This window comes from Actibacterium atlanticum, assembly GCF_000671395.1.
GTDB classification, from domain to species: domain Bacteria; phylum Pseudomonadota; class Alphaproteobacteria; order Rhodobacterales; family Rhodobacteraceae; genus Actibacterium_D; species Actibacterium_D atlanticum.
The window spans coordinates 228,181-246,153 of the sequence record NZ_AQQY01000002.1; the positions used below are offsets into that span (position 1 = coordinate 228,181).

The 17,973-nt window shown below is 59.6% G+C and carries 17 protein-coding genes; 13 read left to right on the top strand and 4 right to left on the bottom strand.

Translation table 11 applies throughout. From position 1 onward, the window contains the following. Positions 1 to 20: 20 nt before the first annotated feature. Genes hisC through ATO10_RS16170 form a run of 3 tightly spaced genes read left to right on the top strand, consistent with a single transcriptional unit; the run spans position 21 to position 2,895 of the window. Positions 21 to 1,106 (top strand): histidinol-phosphate transaminase, encoded by a 1,086-nt coding sequence (gene hisC / locus ATO10_RS05055; protein ID WP_035248878.1) that lies wholly within the window; start codon positions 21 to 23, stop codon positions 1,104 to 1,106. Then, positions 1,103 to 2,023 (top strand): prephenate/arogenate dehydrogenase family protein, encoded by a 921-nt coding sequence (locus ATO10_RS05060; RefSeq protein ID WP_035248881.1) that lies wholly within the window; start codon positions 1,103 to 1,105, stop codon positions 2,021 to 2,023. Before hisC ends, ATO10_RS05060 begins: the two co-directional genes overlap by 4 nt. Continuing rightward, positions 2,023 to 2,895, top strand: a complete 873-nt coding sequence (locus tag ATO10_RS16170; RefSeq protein ID WP_081806431.1) for an extensin family protein — start codon at positions 2,023 to 2,025, stop codon at positions 2,893 to 2,895. The genes ATO10_RS05060 and ATO10_RS16170 overlap by 1 nt, the downstream gene beginning before the upstream one ends. Here ATO10_RS16170 and ATO10_RS05070 read toward each other — a convergent pair. Beyond that, positions 2,892 to 3,872, bottom strand: a complete 981-nt coding sequence (locus ATO10_RS05070; protein WP_035248884.1) for a DUF2125 domain-containing protein — start codon at positions 3,870 to 3,872, stop codon at positions 2,892 to 2,894. The genes ATO10_RS16170 and ATO10_RS05070 overlap by 4 nt on opposite strands. A gap of 67 nt (positions 3,873 to 3,939) precedes the next feature. On the opposite strand from ATO10_RS05070, the gene ATO10_RS05075 reads away from it, so the two are divergent. The 3 genes from ATO10_RS05075 (at position 3,940) to ATO10_RS05085 (ending at position 7,381) form a co-directional block, all read left to right on the top strand. Beyond that, complete coding sequence (locus tag ATO10_RS05075) at positions 3,940 to 4,491, top strand: gamma-glutamylcyclotransferase (protein ID WP_035248887.1); 552 nt, start codon at positions 3,940 to 3,942, stop codon at positions 4,489 to 4,491. An 82-nt stretch (positions 4,492 to 4,573) separates the two neighbouring features. Next, positions 4,574 to 5,746: a hypothetical protein gene (locus tag ATO10_RS05080; protein WP_035248889.1), complete on the top strand. Its 1,173-nt coding sequence runs from the start codon at positions 4,574 to 4,576 to the stop codon at positions 5,744 to 5,746. Between the two features lie 3 nt (positions 5,747 to 5,749). Next, positions 5,750 to 7,381 carry a peptidoglycan -binding protein gene (locus ATO10_RS05085; protein ID WP_035248892.1) on the top strand — a complete coding sequence of 544 codons (1,632 nt, stop codon included), beginning with the start codon at positions 5,750 to 5,752 and terminating at the stop codon, positions 7,379 to 7,381. Here the strand turns inward: ATO10_RS05085 and ATO10_RS05090 are convergent. The 3 genes from ATO10_RS05090 to gloB all read right to left on the bottom strand — a co-directional run bounded on the left by ATO10_RS05090 (position 7,378) and on the right by gloB (position 11,600). Then, entirely contained in the window at positions 7,378 to 8,265 is an 888-nt protein-coding gene (locus ATO10_RS05090; RefSeq protein ID WP_238323396.1) for a M23 family metallopeptidase, read from the bottom strand. The two genes, ATO10_RS05085 and ATO10_RS05090, sit on opposite strands and share 4 nt — an antisense overlap. 56 nt (positions 8,266 to 8,321) lie before the next feature. Then, a complete protein-coding gene (gene clpA / locus ATO10_RS05095; protein WP_035248895.1) occupies positions 8,322 to 10,649 on the bottom strand; it encodes an ATP-dependent Clp protease ATP-binding subunit ClpA in 2,328 nt (775 codons plus the stop codon). A 183-nt stretch (positions 10,650 to 10,832) separates the two neighbouring features. After that, entirely contained in the window at positions 10,833 to 11,600 is a 768-nt protein-coding gene (gene gloB, locus ATO10_RS05100; protein WP_035248896.1) for a hydroxyacylglutathione hydrolase, read from the bottom strand. Between the two features lie 62 nt (positions 11,601 to 11,662). Between gloB and ATO10_RS05105 the strand changes: the two genes are divergently transcribed. From ATO10_RS05105 to ATO10_RS05135, 7 genes are all read left to right on the top strand, one after another. Then, a complete protein-coding gene (locus ATO10_RS05105; RefSeq protein WP_035248898.1) occupies positions 11,663 to 12,430 on the top strand; it encodes a class I SAM-dependent methyltransferase in 768 nt (255 codons plus the stop codon). A 228-nt stretch (positions 12,431 to 12,658) separates the two neighbouring features. After that, a complete protein-coding gene (locus tag ATO10_RS05110; RefSeq protein WP_035249264.1) occupies positions 12,659 to 13,219 on the top strand; it encodes a F0F1 ATP synthase subunit delta in 561 nt (186 codons plus the stop codon). Further along, positions 13,219 to 14,757, top strand: coding sequence for a F0F1 ATP synthase subunit alpha (gene atpA / locus ATO10_RS05115; protein WP_035248901.1), 1,539 nt, complete (start codon positions 13,219 to 13,221; stop codon positions 14,755 to 14,757). The genes ATO10_RS05110 and atpA overlap by 1 nt, the downstream gene beginning before the upstream one ends. A gap of 23 nt (positions 14,758 to 14,780) precedes the next feature. Beyond that, a complete protein-coding gene (locus ATO10_RS05120) occupies positions 14,781 to 15,650 on the top strand; it encodes a F0F1 ATP synthase subunit gamma (protein ID WP_035248903.1) in 870 nt (289 codons plus the stop codon). Positions 15,651 to 15,668: 18 nt separating this feature from the next. Continuing rightward, the gene (gene atpD, locus ATO10_RS05125; RefSeq protein ID WP_035248905.1) at positions 15,669 to 17,093 is read left to right on the top strand and encodes a F0F1 ATP synthase subunit beta; all 1,425 of its coding nucleotides are present in this window, start codon (positions 15,669 to 15,671) and stop codon (positions 17,091 to 17,093) included. A 10-nt stretch (positions 17,094 to 17,103) separates the two neighbouring features. Beyond that, complete coding sequence (locus ATO10_RS05130) at positions 17,104 to 17,499, top strand: F0F1 ATP synthase subunit epsilon (protein ID WP_035248907.1); 396 nt, start codon at positions 17,104 to 17,106, stop codon at positions 17,497 to 17,499. Between the two features lie 118 nt (positions 17,500 to 17,617). After that, a complete protein-coding gene (locus ATO10_RS05135; protein ID WP_035248908.1) occupies positions 17,618 to 17,968 on the top strand; it encodes an H-type lectin domain-containing protein in 351 nt (116 codons plus the stop codon). Positions 17,969 to 17,973: the final 5 nt, after the last annotated feature.

The following is a 17,973-nucleotide window of genomic DNA, read 5'->3' on the forward strand; positions in this document are numbered from 1 at the left end:
GGGACATTAGGAGTAAGGCAATGACCCAGATCACACCTCAGCCCGGGATCATGGAGATCGCGTTATATCAGGGCGGTCAATCCAACATCGAGGGCGTGACAGACGTTGTGAAACTGTCGTCGAACGAAAATCCGTTTGGCACCTCAGAGCTGGCCAAAGAGGCTTTCGCCCGTGCCCGGCACGAGCTGCATCGTTATCCGCCGACCGATCACGCCAGCCTGCGCGCAGCCATTGCCGAAGTTCACAAGCTGGACGCCGGCCGCATCATTTGTGGTGCTGGCTCGGATGAGGTGTTGCAGTTTGTCACCCAAGCCTATGCCGGGGTTGGGGACGAGATCATCTATACCGAACACGGGTTCTCGATGTACCCGATCCTTGCACATATGGTCGGCGCGGTGCCTGTGCGGGTGCCCGAGCGCGAACGTACCGTTGATGTCGATGCGATCCTGAACGCCTGTACGGACAAGACTAAGATCGTGTTCATTGCCAACCCGGCCAACCCGACCGGCACAATGATTGGCGGCAACGAGGTCGCGCGACTGGCCACCGGCCTGCCCAAGGGATGTATTCTGGTGCATGACGGCGCCTATACCGAATATGTCGAAGGCTTTGATGGCGGGGCTGGTCTGGTTGAAAGTTGTGACAATGTGCTGATGACCCGGACCTTCTCCAAAATTCACGGTCTTGGCGGTTTGCGCATCGGCTGGGGCTATGGTCCCAAAGACATGATTGATGTGATGAACCGTATACGTCAGCCCTTTAACCTGTCGGTTGCCCAGCTGGCCACCGCCGAGGCGGCGATTCGCGATACCGAGTTCGTCGAGCGTTGCCGTAGCGAAAACACGCGGTTGCGTGCGTGGCTGGCCGAAGCGCTGGCCGAGCTGGGCATCCCTTCTGACACCTCGACCGCAAATTTCATTCTGGCCCGTTTTGCGTCGGAGCAGGAAGCCACCGATTGTGATACTTTCTTGAAGAAGGAAGGCATCATTGTACGTCGCGTGGGGGGCTATGGTCTGCCCAACTGTCTGCGCATCACGGTGGGGGATGAAGCCAGTTGCCGTCGCGTCGTGTATGCGGTCAAGCAGTTCAAAGGGGTTGCGCCATGAGCGTGATCTATCAGCGCGTTGCTCTGATTGGTCTGGGTCTGATCGCCGGGTCGATGGCGCATGCCATGCGGCGCGCCGGGTTGGCGGGCGAAATCGTGGGCACCGCCCGTTCCGCCGAGACCCGCAAGATCGCAGCCGAAATCAACTTATGCGACCGCATTACAGAAACCGCCGCCGAGGCCGTGCAGGGCGCGGATCTGGTCGTGCTCTGTGTGCCCGTGGGCGCGATGTCTGCGGTCGCGGCGGAAATCGGGCCGCATCTGTCTAAGGGCGCGACCGTGACCGACGTTGGTTCGGTCAAGCAAGCCGTGGTCGATGCCGTCGCCCCGCATGTCCCCAAAGGCGTGCATTTCATACCGGCCCACCCCTTGGCGGGCACTGAGCATTCGGGCCCGCGCTCCGGCTTTGCCGAACTGTTCGACAACCGGTTTTGCCTGATCGTGCCCGTCGAAGGCTCTGACCCGAAGGCCGTCGCGGATTTGCGTGCGCTTTGGGAAGGCATGGGTGCCAATGTCGAAGAGATGGACCCGGATCACCACGATTTGGTGCTGGCCGTTACCAGCCATGTGCCGCATCTGATTGCGTATACGATGGTGGGGGTCGCAGACGATCTGCGCCGTGTGACCGACAGCGAAGTGGTGAAATACTCGGCAGCTGGTTTCCGGGATTTCACCCGGATTGCGGCCTCGGACCCGACCATGTGGCGCGATGTGTTCCTGAACAACAAGGACGCGACGCTGGAGATTTTGGGACGTTTCACCGAAGAGCTGTTCGCGCTGCAACGCGCTATCCGCACGGGCAGCGGCGACGAGCTGTTTGATTACTTCACCCGCACCCGTGCCATTCGCCGTGGCATCATCGAAGCGGGTCAGGATACCGCCGCGCCGGACTTTGGCCGCACGAAGGCAAGCGACTGATGCGGCGCGCGCTGACCTCCGCCATGGCGATCATGCTGATCGCCGCGACCGGAGCGCTGGCGCTTGAACGTTCTCCCATTCCCAAGCCGCGCCCCGAGATCACCAAGACGCAGCCGGCTCTTAGTCGCTATCGCCCGCCGGTATTCGGCCCCTCAGCAGACACGCCGCGCCCGCGCCCGCGCCCAAGCGGTGTTGTGGCGGTTGCCCCGGCCCCGCTGGTCGCGGTGCAGGTCGCGCGTGGGGGCGTTGTGAAATCGCCATTCCCGCGCCCGCGCCCCCCCCGGGCACAAGTTGTTCAGGCGGCGGTGGTCACCCCGGCGCCAACGGTCGCGGTGACTTCAGGCAAGGTGGGCAAGATTTGCGGCGACAAGCGCATTCAGGGCCGCAAGATTGCACCGATCCCTGGCAAGTTGTCTGGCTGCGGGGTGTCGAACCCGGTCGAGGTTTTCAGCGTTGACGGGGTGGCGCTGAGCACGCCCTCGCATATGGATTGCACCACGGCGAAGGCCCTGAAAACCTGGGTTGTGGATGGGGTGAAGCCCACAATGAAGCGGCTGGGCGGCGGCGTGTCGTCGTTGCAGGTTGCCGCGCACTATTCCTGCCGGACCCGCAACCACAAGGCCGGAGCCAAGATTTCTGAACACGGCAAGGGCAAGGCCATCGACATTTCCGCGATCAATTTAAAGAACGGATCGTCGATTTCTGTTCTGAAACACTGGAACAGCAAAGCCGAAGGCAAGCTGTTGAAGACCATCCATGCCAAGGCCTGCGGCCCCTTTGGCACGGTGCTTGGCCCCGATGCAGACAAGTATCACAAGGATCATTTCCACTTTGACACTGCCAAACATGGTTCGGGGTCTTACTGCCGTTAAGGCAGGCGCCAGTCCGGGGCAGGGATCAGGGGAATAGGCCCAAAGTGGATGAAACCTTCGCGCAAAGTCAGGTTCAGCGCGATCTCTTCATCTTCACCCACCATCGCGGTCAGCCGTTTGGTCAGTGTTTCAGTATCCAGCTTGGCGGGGTCCAGCTGCGCCAAAAGCGCTTTCCAGCCGGTCGCGTTCAACTGCACCTTGCCTTCAGGCGGGGCGAAACGGCTGATCCTAAGTTCACCCGACAGGTTGAGTACAGTGTCCGCGATCCTCAGATGTGCGCGGGTCACCGTGGCCTCTTGCAGTTGCAGGGGGCCGTCGGTCAACGCCGTACGATCCAGCGGGGCATCAAAGCGAAATTCGCCGTTCACAAAAGCGCGCGAGATTGTAAGGGGTGTGTCGCTGGCCCAGCCAAGCTGCGCGGCAAGGGATGCCATCGGGACAATCTCATCCAGCTCGAGGGCGGATTCGTAATATCCGGGCCGCGCTGGAAGGGGGCGCACAGACAGCTGTGTGGCCTGCACGCTGGCCTGCCCCACATCAGCGGAATCAAACCGCAGGTCCTGCCCGACGATAACCAGTTGCTCCAGCGCCAGATCGGTGCTGGCCTCCAGCCGCAGACTTGCACGCAGGTCCTGATGGGTGACATCGTAGGCGCCTGCAGTTGTTTCCACTGCAAACGCGTTGGGCCAGACAGCGATCACATGGTTGGGACGATAGCTAAGCGCGAAGACCTGAAAGAAGGGGGCTTGCCATTTGAAGGCATTGCGAGGGGCGGTAAGTTCAAGATTTTGCACCCGCGTGTCCAGCCGGCTGGGAAAACCTTGTACTGACAAGCTGTCGTATTCCAGCGACCAGCCCAACGTGCGCAATTGTGAAAACTGAGTGTTAATGGCTGACTTCAGACCCGAGGCGGCGACAAACCAGTAGACGCCCCACAGAGCCGAAACAATCACAACAAGAGCAATCATGCGGCGCATCGTGGTTGATCCTTTTCTTACCCGGCTCACTGGTGTTTACAGGGTTGAAAGATGGAGGACCAGCGCGATGGCGCACAAGCCGCTTTGGGTGTTTGGGTACGGGTCACTGATGTGGAACCCCGGCTTTGAGGTGGCCGAACAACAGCTGGCGCGGCTGGATGGCTATCATCGCTCTTTTTGCATGCGATCCTTCCATTACCGCGGAACCGAGGAACGGCCGGGGCTGGTTTTGGCGCTGGATCGCGCGCAGGGGGCCTCGTGCCATGGTCTGGCATTTCGGGTTGCGCCGGGAACCGAACAGGTGGCTTTGGCCGGGTTGCGCGAACGGGAGTTGGTGTCAGACGCCTATCTGGAGATTAACCACGATCTGACACTTTCCGACGGGCAGGGCGTGCAGGCGGTGACCTATGTGATCGACCGCGCCAACCCACAGTATTGCGGCCAGATTCCGCTGGAAGACCAAGCCCATATTATCGCCCGCGCCCATGGCGCGCGCGGCCCGAATACCGAATACCTGTATAATACGGCCCTGCATTTGGAAGAGTTGGGCGTTGCTGATGAAGAGCTAAGCTGGCTGCACGCGCGTGTGCGCGAAATACTGGCAACCGGGCACCTCTGACACCGTTACACAAATGTTTGTTGTCGCAACTACTGCCTTGGCCTAGTCTGGCGCCAAGAATGAACAGGTCAGGAAACCACCCATGGGCATGACCGATTTAGAGGCCGAGCCGAAATTCGCCCAACCGGTGCGCCAAATTCTGACGATGTTGATCGTCGTCGGGTTGGTCGGGTTTGGTGCTTATGTCGCGCTGCCGCGCGTGGCGTCGGTATTTTTGTCGAATCCCTATCTGAACGGAGCGATCCTGTTTGTCTTTGCAATCGGGGTGTTGGCCTGTTTCTGGCAGGTGGTTCAGCTGATCAGTTCTGTCAATTGGATCGAGGGCTTTACCAAGGCGCGGCCCGGGCATGAATTCACGCACGCGCCGCGCCTGTTGGCGCCTCTGGCGGCACTGTTGCGCTCTCGTGACATGCGCCTGCAGATCCCCGCCAGCGCCGCCAGCTCGATTCTGGACTCAGTGGCCACCCGGATCGAAGAAGCCCGCGATATCACCCGTTACATCGTAAATCTGCTGATCTTTCTGGGCCTGTTGGGCACGTTCTACGGCTTGGCCACGACAGTGCCCGCCGTGGTGGATACGATCCGCTCTCTTGCGCCATCCGAAAGCGACACGGGCGTTCAGGTCTTTGATCGCTTGATGAGCGGGCTTGAAGCACAGCTGGGCGGCATGGGCACGGCGTTTTCGTCGTCTTTGCTGGGGCTGGCTGGGTCGTTGGTCGTGGGGCTGCTGGAATTGTTTGCCGGCCATGGACAGAACCGGTTCTACCGCGAGCTGGAAGAATGGCTATCGACCATCACAACGCTGGGCTATTCGTCAAGCAGTGCCGAAGGTGGCGACGCCGATGCAATGCACGGCGTGATGGGTCAAATGGCGGCCCGCCTTGAAACCCTTGAAAACATGGTCATGCAGGCGCAGGTCGCCAGCGCGCAGGCCGATGAACGCGCTGTGGCGATGGCGACGGCAGTGGAACATCTGGCCGCCAAGCTGGACGGCGGGGGCAACTCAGACGCGGCACTGGCGCAAATCGCGCAGGGGCAGGACCGGATAGTCGCTGCGCTGGAAGGGCGCCCTGACGAAGATGCTGCCCATGTGGATGCCGAAAGCCGGATGCGGTTGCGCTCGATTGACGTGCAGCTGTTGCGGATTCTAGAAGAAATCTCGGCCGGGCGGCAGGAATCGCTGGGTGATCTGCGTGGCGACTTGGCGGTACTGATTCAGGTGATCCGCGACGCCACCGAAGTGCCGGAGCGTTAAGCCATGGCCCTGACACGGCGAACAGGGCAACGGTTGCAGTCCTCTATCTGGCCCGGTTTCGTGGATGCCATGACCGCGCTTTTGCTGGTTCTGATGTTCGTACTGTCGATCTTTATGATCGTGCAGTTCGTGCTGCGCGAAACGATTTCGGGCCAAGAGAACGAACTGATCGAACTGAACGCCGAACTGACCGCACTGGCGCAGGCGTTGGGGCTTGAACAGCAGCGCGGCGCGGCGCTTGAAACAGAGCTTGGCACGCTTACCACCCAAGCAGAAGCACAGGCAGCTTTGATCTCGACGCTGAATTCACAGCTGTCGGATCGGGAACAGGCCCTTGATGCGGCGCAGGCTCGGATCACCAGTTTCGAGGCGCAGGTGGCAAGCCTTCTGGCGCAACGCGATGATGCCTTGGCGGTGGGGGCGGCGCTGGAAGCCGAACGCGCAGAGCTGTTGAGCGCACAAGAGCAGTTGCAGCTGGCCCTTGCGGCCGCGCGCGACGAGGTGGACGCGCAGGAAGAGGCTGCCCGTCTTGCCGCGGCTCAGCGCGAAGCACTGGAAGCCATGGTCGCAGAGATGCAGGCGAATGCCGCCGAGGCTGCCAGCTCAAACGCTGCTTTGGCGGCGCAGGTCGCGGACTTGGAAGCAAAGCTGAGCGAAGAAGAGTTGTCGCGGTTGGCCGAAGTTGCTGCCGCGGAAGCCCTTCGCGAGCGTCTGAAAAACGCTGACACCGAACTGACGGCAATGACACTGGCGCTGGAAGAACAACGCCGCAAGGCCGAAGAAACCCTGACTCTTCTGGCTGCCGCTGAAGTGGCGCGCAGCCAGATGGGAGAGGAACTCGACGCGGCCAAAGCCCTGTTGAGCGATACAGAAAAACAAGATGCCTTGCTGGCAGCCGCGCGCGCGGCTCTTTCCGGGGCCGAGGCAAAATCGGAAGAAAGCCAGCGCAAGATCGCGTTGCTGAACCAGCAAATCGCCGCATTGCGGGGTCAATTGGGATCGCTGCAAGGTTTGCTGGACGCCGCTCAGGAACGCGACGTCGCAGCACAGGTGCAGCTGGAAAGCCTTGGCTCGCAGCTTAACAGCGCCTTGGCGCAGGTCGCCGCCGAACAGCGCGCGCGCGCCGATCTGGAGGAAGCCGAGCGCAAACGCCTTGAGGCCGAGGCGAAAGATCTTGAGAATTACCGCTCGGAATTTTTCGGCAAACTGCGCGAGGTTTTGGCCGGACGCGAAGGTGTGCGGATCGTCGGGGACCGATTCGTATTCTCCTCCGAGGTGCTGTTTGAACCCGGTTCAGCGGATCTGGCGCCCGCTGGCAGCGCGCAGATCGCCCGCGTTGCCGCGATTTTGGCCGAGGTGTCGGGTGATATCCCCTCGGAGATCGACTGGATCATTCGTGTGGACGGCCACACTGACAACATTCCACTGATTGGTGGGGCGCTTTACGCGGACAACTGGGAGCTCAGCCAGGCGCGCGCGCTTTCTGTCGTGCGCTACATGACTCAGGTTTTGCGGTTTCCGCCCAACCGTCTGGCCGCGACGGGGTTTGGGGAGTACCAGCCGGTAAACCCGGCCAATACACCACAGGCCCGCGCCCAGAACCGGCGGATCGAGCTGAAACTGACGGAACGCTAGCGCAGTTCGAATGTGCGCACCTGGGAGTCGATGATCTGCCCGTTCCGGTGTAAGGCGACCGTCACCGTATAGCGCCCCTCAGACCAGCCTGATGGCGGGGCTTTTTTCCCTGCGGCGCGAAAAAGTTGGGCCTGTTGGCGGGGGACCGTTGCAGCGTGATCAATGATCTGACCGTCGGGTCCTTCAATGGTCAATTTCACTTCATCCCCCCTTTGCCCCCCAAAGACATAGCCCCAAGCGACCAGCGCCGGCGCCATCAGGCTTGCTGTGGGCACCTCTCCGGCTTGGATCTGGCTGTATTCGGGCACATGGTCTGCCAGGCCCACGGAGATCAAACCGCCGGGTTCATAGGGCAGCGGATGCTGCCAGAGTGCGGTGTCATCCGCGGTTTGGCAGGTGACAGGGTCGGTGGCGAAAGGATCGACCACTTCGCCGTTTTTGCGAACCGAAAGGTGCAGATGCGGGAACTCTGTCGTGCCGCTAAAGCCGACCTCGCCCAGCACGGTGCCTTTCGCGACGCGCTGGCCCTTGGTCACGATGACTGAACCTTGTTTCAGGTGGCAATACTGGGTTTCCCAGCCGCCGCCGTGGCGAATGACAATCCCATTGCCGCAGTCTTTGCCCTGGGGTACGCCACCGGCTTTGCCGGTGTCAGGCATGTCGTTGCGCAGCGCCGTGACGGTGCCGGGCGCCGCAGAGAGAACATCAACCCCATCATGCATCGCGCGCAAAGAGGGCAGGGCGAAATCGGTGCCTTTATGGCCGTCATAGCTGAGGGGCCCACAGGTGAAATCCGCCGCTCCCGGCCCCGGATCGCGGTCCACGAATTGCTGAATAAAGCAGTTGTCCCCCAGCGCGCAGTCGATGGGCTGGTTTAAAAGCAACTCCCCCGCGGCGGAGGCCACGGGGGAGAGCAATATTGGGATCAAAACAGCGCGGATCAATCGGCAGTGAGCAGCGGTGGCTTTTTCTTGGAAGAAATTTGCCGCTTGCCCGGCTCTTCGATCATCAGGTCGATCTTGTCGTCCTTGACGCCTACCTTCACGACACCGCCCTTGGCCAACTTGCCAAACAGAAGCTCCTCGGCCAGCGGCTTTTTGATGTGTTCCTGGATCACGCGGCCCAGAGGACGCGCGCCCATCTTGTCATCATATCCCTTTTCACCCAGCCACTCGGCGGCCTTTGGCATCAGCTCGATGGTGACGTTGCGGTCCATCAACTGAACCTCAAGCTGCAGGACGAACTTCTCGACAACCTGCATAATCACGTCTTTGCTGAGCGGCGCGAACGAGATCACCGCGTCCAGACGGTTGCGGAACTCGGGCGTGAAGGTGCGTTCAATCGCGGCGGTGTCTTCGCCTTCGCGACGGTCGCGCCCAAAGCCGATCGCGGCTTTGGCCTGTTCAACAGCCCCGGCGTTCGAGGTCATGATCAGGATCACATTGCGGAAGTCTACCGTGCGGCCGTTGTGGTCGGTCAGCTGACCGTTATCCATCACCTGCAACAGAATGTTGTAGACGTCGGGGTGGGCTTTCTCCATCTCGTCCAGCAGCAGGACGCAATGGGGGTGTTGATCGACTCCGTCAGTCAACAGGCCACCCTGATCAAACCCGACATAGCCCGGAGGCGCGCCGATCAGACGGGAAACAGCGTGTTTTTCCATGTACTCGGACATGTCAAACCGCAGCAACTCAACTCCAAGTGACGAAGCCAGCTGTTTGGCAACCTCGGTTTTGCCGACCCCGGTGGGACCCGCGAACAGGTAGTTCCCGATCGGCTTTTCAGGTTCGCGCAGACCGGCGCGGGCAAGTTTGATCGCCGAGGTCAGCGCCTCAATCGCACCATCCTGACCATAGACCACGCGTTTAAGCGTCGGCTCCAGATCCTTCAGAACCGCCGCATCGTCCTTGTTGACGTTCTTGGGTGGGATACGTGCAATCTTGGCCACGACGGCTTCGATTTCCTTGGCGCCGATGGTCTTGCGACGTTTGCTTTCAATGATCAGATGCTGCGCCGCACCGGCTTCGTCGATCACATCAATCGCTTTGTCGGGCAGCTTGCGGTCATGAATATAGCGCGCCGACAGTTCCACTGCGGTTTTGATCGCATCATTGGTGTACTTGATTTGATGGTGATCTTCGAAATAAGGCTTCAGCCCTTTCAGAATTTTCACCGCATCATCGGTCGAGGGTTCCACGACATCGATCTTTTGGAACCGGCGGCTGAGCGCGCGATCTTTTTCAAAATGCTGACGGAACTCTTTGTAAGTGGTCGACCCCATGCAACGCAGCTTGCCGCCCTGCAATGCTGGCTTCAGCAGGTTCGAGGCATCCATGGCCCCGCCCGAGGTTGCCCCGGCGCCAATAACAGTGTGGATTTCGTCGATGAACAGAATCGCGTCGGGGTGCTCTTCCAGTTCAGTCATGACGGCTTTCAGACGTTCTTCAAAATCGCCGCGATACCGGGTGCCGGCCAGCAGCGCGCCCATATCCAGCGAATAGATGATGGATTCGGCCAGAACCTCGGGGGTTTCACCCTGTACGATCTTGCGGGCCAAACCTTCGGCGATGGCGGTTTTGCCCACGCCCGGATCTCCCACCAGAAGCGGGTTGTTCTTGCGGCGACGGCACAGAACCTGAATGCAACGTTCGACTTCGTGGCTGCGACCGATCAGCGGGTCGACGTCCCCGGCGCGTGATTTGGCGTTCAGATCGACACAGTATTTAGCCAGTGCGCTTTCTTTATCTTCACCCTCGGCGGCGGTGTTGGTTTCCACCTCCTCAGAATCAGGGGCGCCCGACACCGGCCTTGCCTCGCCATAGCTGGGGTCCTTGGCGACCCCGTGGGCGATAAAGTTCACCGCGTCATAGCGGGTCATATCCTGTTCCTGCAGGAAATAGGCGGCGTTGGATTCGCGTTCAGCGAAGATCGCGACCAGCACATTGGCGCCGGTTACTTCTGTGCGCCCTGAACTTTGAACATGGATCGCTGCGCGCTGGATGACGCGCTGGAAGGCGGCGGTTGGCACCGCTTCGGAGCCTTCAATCTCGGTTACCAAAGTCGAGAGTTCTTCGTCGATGAACTCCACCAATGTGTTGCGCAATGCTTCCAGATCAACTGAACAAGCTTTCATGACTTTGTCAGCGTCTGGTTCATCGATCAGGGCAAGAAGCAGGTGTTCCAGGGTCGCCAGTTCATGCCGGCGTGCGTTGGCCAATGCCAGTGCGGCATGGATGGCTTGCTCAAGAGAATTCGAAAACGAAGGCACAGTCGTGCTCCTTTCCTGTACGGCGGTGGGAGTGGGTCGGGCCCAACCCCAACGGTGGCCTCATAGACTTAAGGTTCGGTTTTTATGGCCCGTCTTCAAGTGATTTCTGATCAAATTTTGCTCAAGATGCGAGAAGAGGGCAGATTTTGGGCGTTTTTGCGGGTGTGAAACCGGTGGGTAGGGTCAGAAACGATCTTTGCGACGACGGATTTCGGCAAAGACTTCTGCATCAGAGGAGTCGGCCATCCCAAGCGAAGCTTTGACCTGCGGGAGGGAAGCGCGCAGGAAGGGATTCGTGGCCAACTCCTCTGACAGAACAGAGGGGACTGTGGGCTGCCCCGCGACACGCGCCGCAGAGACTGCCTCTCTTCGTGACATAAGCGCGGCATTGTCCGGTTCAATGGTTGCGGCAAAGTTTCCGTTGGCCTGCGTATATTCGTGGCCCGAACAGACGATGGTATCAGCGGGCAGGGCGGCCAGTTTGGACAAGCTGTTCCACATCATGTCGGGCGTGCCTTCAAACAACCGCCCACACCCCAAAGCCATCAGGCTGTCGCCGGTCAGAGCTGCGCCGGTTTCGGGCAAATGATAGGCAATGTGCCCGACCGTATGGCCTGAGACATCCAGCACCTGCGCGGGTTCTCCACAAATCGAAACCGTATCTCCTTCGCTCACTGCCGAGTCCAGATCAGGCAGGCGATGTGCGTCGGCCTTGGCCCCGATCACCTGAGCGCCGGTTGCCGCCTTTAATTCATCAACGCCCTGAACGTGATCCCAATGGTGGTGGGTCAATACGATTTGCGACAGGTTCCAGCCTCGCTGATCCAGAGCCGCCATTACCGGGGCAGCCTCGGGCACGTCGACCACCGCCGTGGCTCCGGTTTGGGCGTCGTGAAGCAAATAGACGTAGTTGTCTTTCAGAACGGGCAGCGTGACGATCTCAAGGGGCATGGTATTCTTCTTCGCTCGGGGTATGGTGACTATGACTGTCGCTGATCCTGGGCCGCGCCGCAATGCATCTGGATGTTCTCGATCTAAGGAACTTTTACTACCGCACCAAGCTTGGGCGGGTGGCGCAGCGTGCGATCCGTGATCAGGTGCTGCAGTTCTGGCCCGAGGCCAAAGGGCAAACCGTTGCCGGATTCGGCTTTGCGGCGCCTTTGCTACGCCCCTATCTGAAAGATGCGCGTCGTGTGATCAGCCTGATGCCCGGCCAGCAAGGGGTTATGCCTTGGCCCGCCGGCGCTGAAAATGTCTCGACCTTAGCTGAAGAGACCCTGTGGCCTTTGCCCAACGGTATGGTCGACAAGCTGGTGATGCTGCACGGGTTGGAAACCAGCGAGCAGCCCGCCCGCGTGCTTGACGAAGCCGCACGTGTTCTTGGGCCCGGCGGTCGGGTGCTGTTTGTGGTTCCGAACCGGTCCGGCATGTGGGCCCGGCGCGATGCGACCCCGTTTGGGTTTGGGCGACCCTATTCATTAGGGCAGTTGGAAGGCCTGTTGAAAGCGAACGGATTTCAACCAGAATCGCATCGCGCCGCGCTCTACGCCCCGCCCAGCACCAAGCGATTCTGGCTGCGCACATCCCCTTTCTGGGAGAAGTTTGGCCGCCAATTGAGCAGTTACTATGCCGGTGGCGTCGTTATGGTTGAGGCTTCAAAGCGGGTTTATCGCCCTGCAGGGCCCGGATTGACCCAAGCAGTGCGCCGCCCGCTAGAAGTTCTGGAAGGGGTCGCAAAGCCGGGGGCTAAGCCCGCTTTGCGCAATGAATCCTTACCCTAAACTGGACAGGTTGCCGCAGCGCGGAAATGTCCTAACCAACCTGTTAGCGCTGCCCTTTTCATCAAAGCGGGCGGCGCAGTCAAATAATGGTGTTCAGGCGCTTGCTTGGCTTGATTTGCTCTGCTACACCCACGCCGATTTCGCCGTTGCGCTGTGTGTAGCGCAAGGCCTGAACTGCCCCGTCGCATTCGCGGCATCCAAGGGGCCGCAGACATCGAAAGGGTGGACGTGTCCGAACCAGCTTCGATCTCAACCGGCATCGCCGCGCGCTATGCCAAGGCCGTATTTGATCTGGCCAATGAAGATAATCAGGTTGCAGCACTTGAGAGTGATCTTGACGCATTGGAGGCCGCCCTGGCTGACAGCGCTGAATTTGACGCTCTGATCACTTCGCCGGTTTACTCCCGCGAAGAGCAGGCCGCCGCTATTGGCGCCGTCGCCCAGAAAATGGGTCTGTCGGCACTGGTGGCAAATACGCTGGGCCTGATGGCCAACAAGCGTCGCCTGTTTGTTCTGCCGCAACTGGCCGCCACGCTTCGCGATATGATCGCCGAGCAAAAAGGCGAAGCCACGGCAGAAGTCACCGCCGCCAAGGCGCTGACCGCTGAGCAACAAGACAAACTTGCCGCGTCGCTGAAAGCCAGCGTTGGCAAAGATGTAAAAGTTAAACTGGCCGTCGATGAAAGTCTCATCGGCGGTCTTATCGTCAAAGTGGGCTCGAAGATGATCGACACGTCGATCCGTTCGCAGCTTGCCGCACTCCAGAACACCATGAAAGAGGTCGGATAATGGGTATCCAAGCAGCCGAAATCTCTGCGATCCTCAAGGAGCAGATCAAAAACTTTGGCCAAGAGGCCGAAGTCGCCGAAGTGGGCCGCGTGCTTAGCGTTGGTGACGGTATCGCCCGTGTTCACGGCCTCGACAATGTTCAGGCTGGTGAAATGGTCGAATTCCCCGGTGGTATCCGCGGGATGGCCCTGAACCTGGAAGTCGACAACGTTGGTGTTGTTATCTTCGGTTCGGACCGTGACATTAAAGAAGGTGACGCCGTAAAGCGCACCAACGCCATCGTGGACGTGCCGGTTGGCGACGCTCTGCTGGGGCGTGTTGTAGACGGTCTGGGCAACCCGATCGACGGCAAAGGCCCGATCGCAACTTCGGACCGCTCGATCGCTGACGTGAAAGCGCCGGGCATCATCCCGCGTAAGTCGGTGCACGAGCCGATGGCAACCGGTCTGAAGTCAGTTGACGCTATGATCCCGATCGGCCGTGGCCAGCGAGAGCTGATCATTGGCGACCGTCAGACCGGTAAAACCGCCGTTGCTCTGGACGCCATCCTGAACCAGAAGTCGTACAACGACGCTGCTGGCGATGACGAAAGCAAGAAACTGTACTGTGTGTACGTTGCTGTCGGCCAGAAACGTTCGACCGTTGCTCAGCTGGTGAAAAAGCTGGAAGAAACCGGCGCGATTGAATACTCGATCGTTGTTGCTGCAACCGCTTCGGACCCCGCTCCGATGCAGTTCCTGGCCCCCTACGCCGCAACCTCGATGGCGGAATACTTCCGTGACAACGGCAAGCACGCCCTGATCATCTATGATGACCTGTCGAAACAGGCTGTGTCCTATCGTCAGATGTCGCTGCTGCTGCGTCGTCCGCCGGGACGTGAAGCTTACCCGGGTGACGTTTTCTATCTGCACTCGCGTCTGCTGGAACGTTCGGCAAAGCTGAACGAAGATCATGGCGCAGGCTCGCTGACCGCACTGCCGATCATTGAAACCCAGGGTGGCGACGTTTCGGCGTTTATTCCGACCAACGTGATCTCGATCACCGACGGTCAGATCTTCCTGGAAACCGAGCTGTTCTACCAGGGTATCCGCCCTGCTGTGAACACCGGTCTGTCGGTTTCGCGTGTGGGCTCGTCGGCTCAGACCAAAGCGATGTCCTCGGTTGCTGGCCCGGTTAAATTGTCGCTGGCTCAGTACCGCGAAATGGCTGCCTTTGCGCAGTTCGGTTCGGACCTGGATGCCGCCACCCAGCAGCTGCTGAACCGTGGTGCACGCCTGACCGAGCTGATGAAACAGCCGCAGTACTCGCCGCTGACCAACGCTGAGATCGTCTGCATCATCTTCGCAGGCACCAACGGCTACCTGGACAAAACTCCGGTAACCGAAGTTGGCGCCTATGAGGCCGGCCTGCTGAACCACCTGCGTTCCAAGCACGCTGATCTGCTGGACGACATCACCAACAACGACCGTAAGGTTAAAGGTGAGCTGGAAGACAAGATCAAAGCAGCGCTCGACGAATTCTCGAAAGATTTCGCCTGAGGGCGGGGGTAAGGATCGAATAGATGCCTAACCTTAAGGACCTCAAAAATCGGATCGAAAGCGTCAAGTCGACGCGGAAGATCACGAAAGCGATGCAGATGGTCGCGGCGGCTAAGCTCCGCCGCGCCCAGGAGGCTGCTGAACAGGGTCGTCCGTACGCAGATCGCATGAACGCCGTTATGGGTGGTCTTGCAGCGTCGGTGGCCGGTTCGGACAGCGCGCCCAAACTGCTGTCGGGTACCGGCAGCGATCAGGTTCAGCTGCTGGTCGTCATGACCTCTGAGCGCGGCCTTTGTGGTGGTTTCAACAGCTCGATCGTGAAAATGGCACGCGCCAAGATCGAAGAGCTGAAAGCCGCCGGCAAGACCGTCAAGATCCTGACCGTTGGCAAGAAGGGCCGCGAACAGCTGAAGCGGGACTACGAAGATCTGTTCGTGGATCACGTGGACCTGAGCGAAGTCAAAAACGTTGGCTATGTCAACGCACAGGACATCGCCAAAGGCCTGCTGACCCGTTTCAACGACGGCGAGTTCGACGTAGCCACCATCTTCTACAACACCTTCCAGTCGGTGATCAGTCAGGTCCCGACCGCGAAGCAGATCATTCCCGCTGCCTTTGAAGGCGACGCGGAAGCCTCGACCCTTTACGACTATGAACCGTCGGAAGAGGAAATCCTGGCCGATCTGCTGCCCCGTGGTGTTGCAACGCAGATCTTCTCTGCACTGCTGGAGAACGGCGCTTCTGAACAGGGTGCCCGGATGAGCGCGATGGACAACGCAACGCGCAACGCTGGCGACATGATCGACAACCTGACCATTCAGTTCAACCGCTCGCGTCAGGCCGTCATCACCAACGAGCTTATCGAAATTATTTCGGGCGCCGAGGCGCTCTAAAGGAACCGGAGACAAGACATGGCAAACGCAAAAGGCAAAGTGACCCAGGTCATCGGCGCCGTTGTGGACGTGCAGTTCGAGGATCACCTGCCGGAGATTCTGAACGCACTGACCACCGACAACAACGGTAAGAACCTGGTTCTGGAAGTAGCCCAGCACCTGGGTGAAAACACTGTACGTACTATCGCAATGGACGCGACCGAAGGTCTGGTCCGCGGTCAGGAAGTGACCGACACCGGCGCACCGATTTCGGTGCCGGTTGGCAACGCGACCCTGGGCCGCATCCTGAACGTCACCGGCGAGCCGGTTGACGAACAGGGCCCGGTAAACGCAACCGAGACCCGCGCGATCCACCAAGACGCCCCGGAATTCGAAGAGCAGTCGACTGCTTCGGAAATTCTGGTGACCGGCATCAAGGTTATCGACCTGCTGGCCCCCTACTCCAAGGGTGGTAAAATTGGCCTGTTCGGCGGCGCCGGCGTGGGCAAAACCGTTCTGATCATGGAACTCATCAACAACATCGCAAAAGTGCACTCGGGTTTCTCGGTGTTCGCGGGTGTTGGTGAGCGTACCCGTGAAGGGAACGACCTGTACCACGAGATGATCGAATCGAACGTGATCAAGCCCGACAATCTGGAAGAATCGCAGGTTGCTCTGGTTTACGGTCAGATGAACGAACCTCCGGGGGCCCGTGCGCGTGTTGCTCTGACCGGCCTGACCCTGGCCGAGCAGTTCCGCGACCAGTCCGGTACCGACGTTCTGTTCTTCGTCGACAACATCTTCCGCTTTACTCAGGCAGGTTCCGAGGTGTCGGCGCTTCTGGGTCGTATCCCCTCGGCCGTGGGCTACCAGCCGACGCTGGCCACCGACATGGGTGCGATGCAGGAACGTATTACCTCGACCAAATCGGGTTCGATCACGTCGATCCAGGCCGTGTATGTGCCTGCGGATGACCTTACCGACCCCGCGCCTGCAACCACCTTTGCTCACTTGGACGCCACAACCGTTCTGTCGCGTGCGATTTCGGAACTGGGTATCTACCCGGCTGTGGACCCGCTGGACAGCTCGTCGCGTCTGATGGACCCGGCTGTTCTGGGTGAAGAGCACTATAACGTGGCTTTCGAAGTTCAGGGTATTCTCCAGCGCTACAAATCGCTGCAGGACATCATCGCAATTCTGGGCATGGACGAACTGTCGGAAGAAGACAAACTGACCGTGGCGCGCGCCCGTAAGATCCAGCGTTTCCTCTCGCAGCCGTTCGACGTTGCGAAAGTGTTCACTGGCTCGGACGGTGTTCAGGTTCCGCTGGAAAAAACCATTGCTTCGTTCAAAGCTGTGGTCGCCGGTGAATATGACCACCTGCCCGAAGGCGCGTTCTACATGGTTGGCGACATCGATGAAGTGATCGAGAAAGCCGAAAAAATGGCTGCTGAAGCAGCCTAAGGAGTGACCCATGGCTGAGACCATGCAATTTGATCTGGTGTCGCCCGAGCGGAGCCTTGCTTCGTTCGACGCGACCGAGGTCCAGATCCCGGGCGCCGATGGCGACCTGACGGCGATGCCGGGTCACAGCCCGGTCATCACGACGCTGCGCCCCGGTGTTGTGAAGGTTCTGGGCGCCGACGGTGAAAAAGACTTTGTCGTCACCGGCGGTTTTGCCGAGATTACCGAAAGCACCGTTTCGGTCATTGCTGAGCGCGCTCATGCGGGTGATGTGGTGACCAAGGCTGACCTGGAAGACGTCGTCACCGACGCGAAAGCCGCCGCTGAGGCCGCCGCCGCAGAAGATAAAGACGCCGCCGCCAAGTTCGTCGCCGATCTGGAGCTGCTGCTGTCAGATATGGCTTAAGGGCCTGTCGGACCTCTTACGATTTGCGAAGGCCCCGCTATCTTGGCGGGGCTTTTGCCTTTTTTGGACCTAATTCTTGTCGAATTGGCCCGATATTCCTTGGGAGGAGGAGTGAGGGATGCCAAAGATTGATGCGCGTTTCCTGAATGTCGAGCAGGGCAGCAAAGTGCTGTTTTCTGACTTTGAAAATGACGGCCCTATGTGGTCGGGGCATGGGCCTCGTGCCACACGCATGCCTGTGCGCTTTTCCCAAAAGTTTCGCACCGCCCCTTTGGTTCAGGTATCGATGACGATGTGGGATATGGATAAGATGACCAACCCGCGCGCTGACATTTCAGCCGAGCGCATCACCCCCAATGGGTTTGAGATTGTTTTCAAAACCTGGGGCGACACCCGAGTGGCTCGGGTGCGCGCCAGTTGGTTCGCCCTAGGCGAGCACCCGTACGAGGATGACTGGGAGCTATACTAGGCGCC

Excerpts from the sequence above, each read along its gene's own strand:
- hisC (WP_035248878.1), top strand. The coding sequence starts at position 21 with ATGACCCAGATCACACCTCAGCCCGGGATCATGGAGATCGCGTTATAT.
- ATO10_RS05060 (WP_035248881.1), top strand. The coding sequence starts at position 1,103 with ATGAGCGTGATCTATCAGCGCGTTGCTCTGATTGGTCTGGGTCTGATC.
- ATO10_RS16170 (WP_081806431.1), top strand. The coding sequence starts at position 2,023 with ATGCGGCGCGCGCTGACCTCCGCCATGGCGATCATGCTGATCGCCGCG.
- ATO10_RS05070 (WP_035248884.1), bottom strand. The coding sequence starts at position 3,872 with ATGCGCCGCATGATTGCTCTTGTTGTGATTGTTTCGGCTCTGTGGGGC.
- ATO10_RS05075 (WP_035248887.1), top strand. The coding sequence starts at position 3,940 with ATGGCGCACAAGCCGCTTTGGGTGTTTGGGTACGGGTCACTGATGTGG.
- ATO10_RS05080 (WP_035248889.1), top strand. The coding sequence starts at position 4,574 with ATGGGCATGACCGATTTAGAGGCCGAGCCGAAATTCGCCCAACCGGTG.
- ATO10_RS05085 (WP_035248892.1), top strand. The coding sequence starts at position 5,750 with ATGGCCCTGACACGGCGAACAGGGCAACGGTTGCAGTCCTCTATCTGG.
- gloB (WP_035248896.1), bottom strand. The coding sequence starts at position 11,600 with ATGCCCCTTGAGATCGTCACGCTGCCCGTTCTGAAAGACAACTACGTC.
- ATO10_RS05105 (WP_035248898.1), top strand. The coding sequence starts at position 11,663 with ATGCATCTGGATGTTCTCGATCTAAGGAACTTTTACTACCGCACCAAG.
- atpA (WP_035248901.1), top strand. The coding sequence starts at position 13,219 with ATGGGTATCCAAGCAGCCGAAATCTCTGCGATCCTCAAGGAGCAGATC.
- ATO10_RS05120 (WP_035248903.1), top strand. The coding sequence starts at position 14,781 with ATGCCTAACCTTAAGGACCTCAAAAATCGGATCGAAAGCGTCAAGTCG.
- atpD (WP_035248905.1), top strand. The coding sequence starts at position 15,669 with ATGGCAAACGCAAAAGGCAAAGTGACCCAGGTCATCGGCGCCGTTGTG.
- ATO10_RS05130 (WP_035248907.1), top strand. The coding sequence starts at position 17,104 with ATGGCTGAGACCATGCAATTTGATCTGGTGTCGCCCGAGCGGAGCCTT.
- ATO10_RS05135 (WP_035248908.1), top strand. The coding sequence starts at position 17,618 with ATGCCAAAGATTGATGCGCGTTTCCTGAATGTCGAGCAGGGCAGCAAA.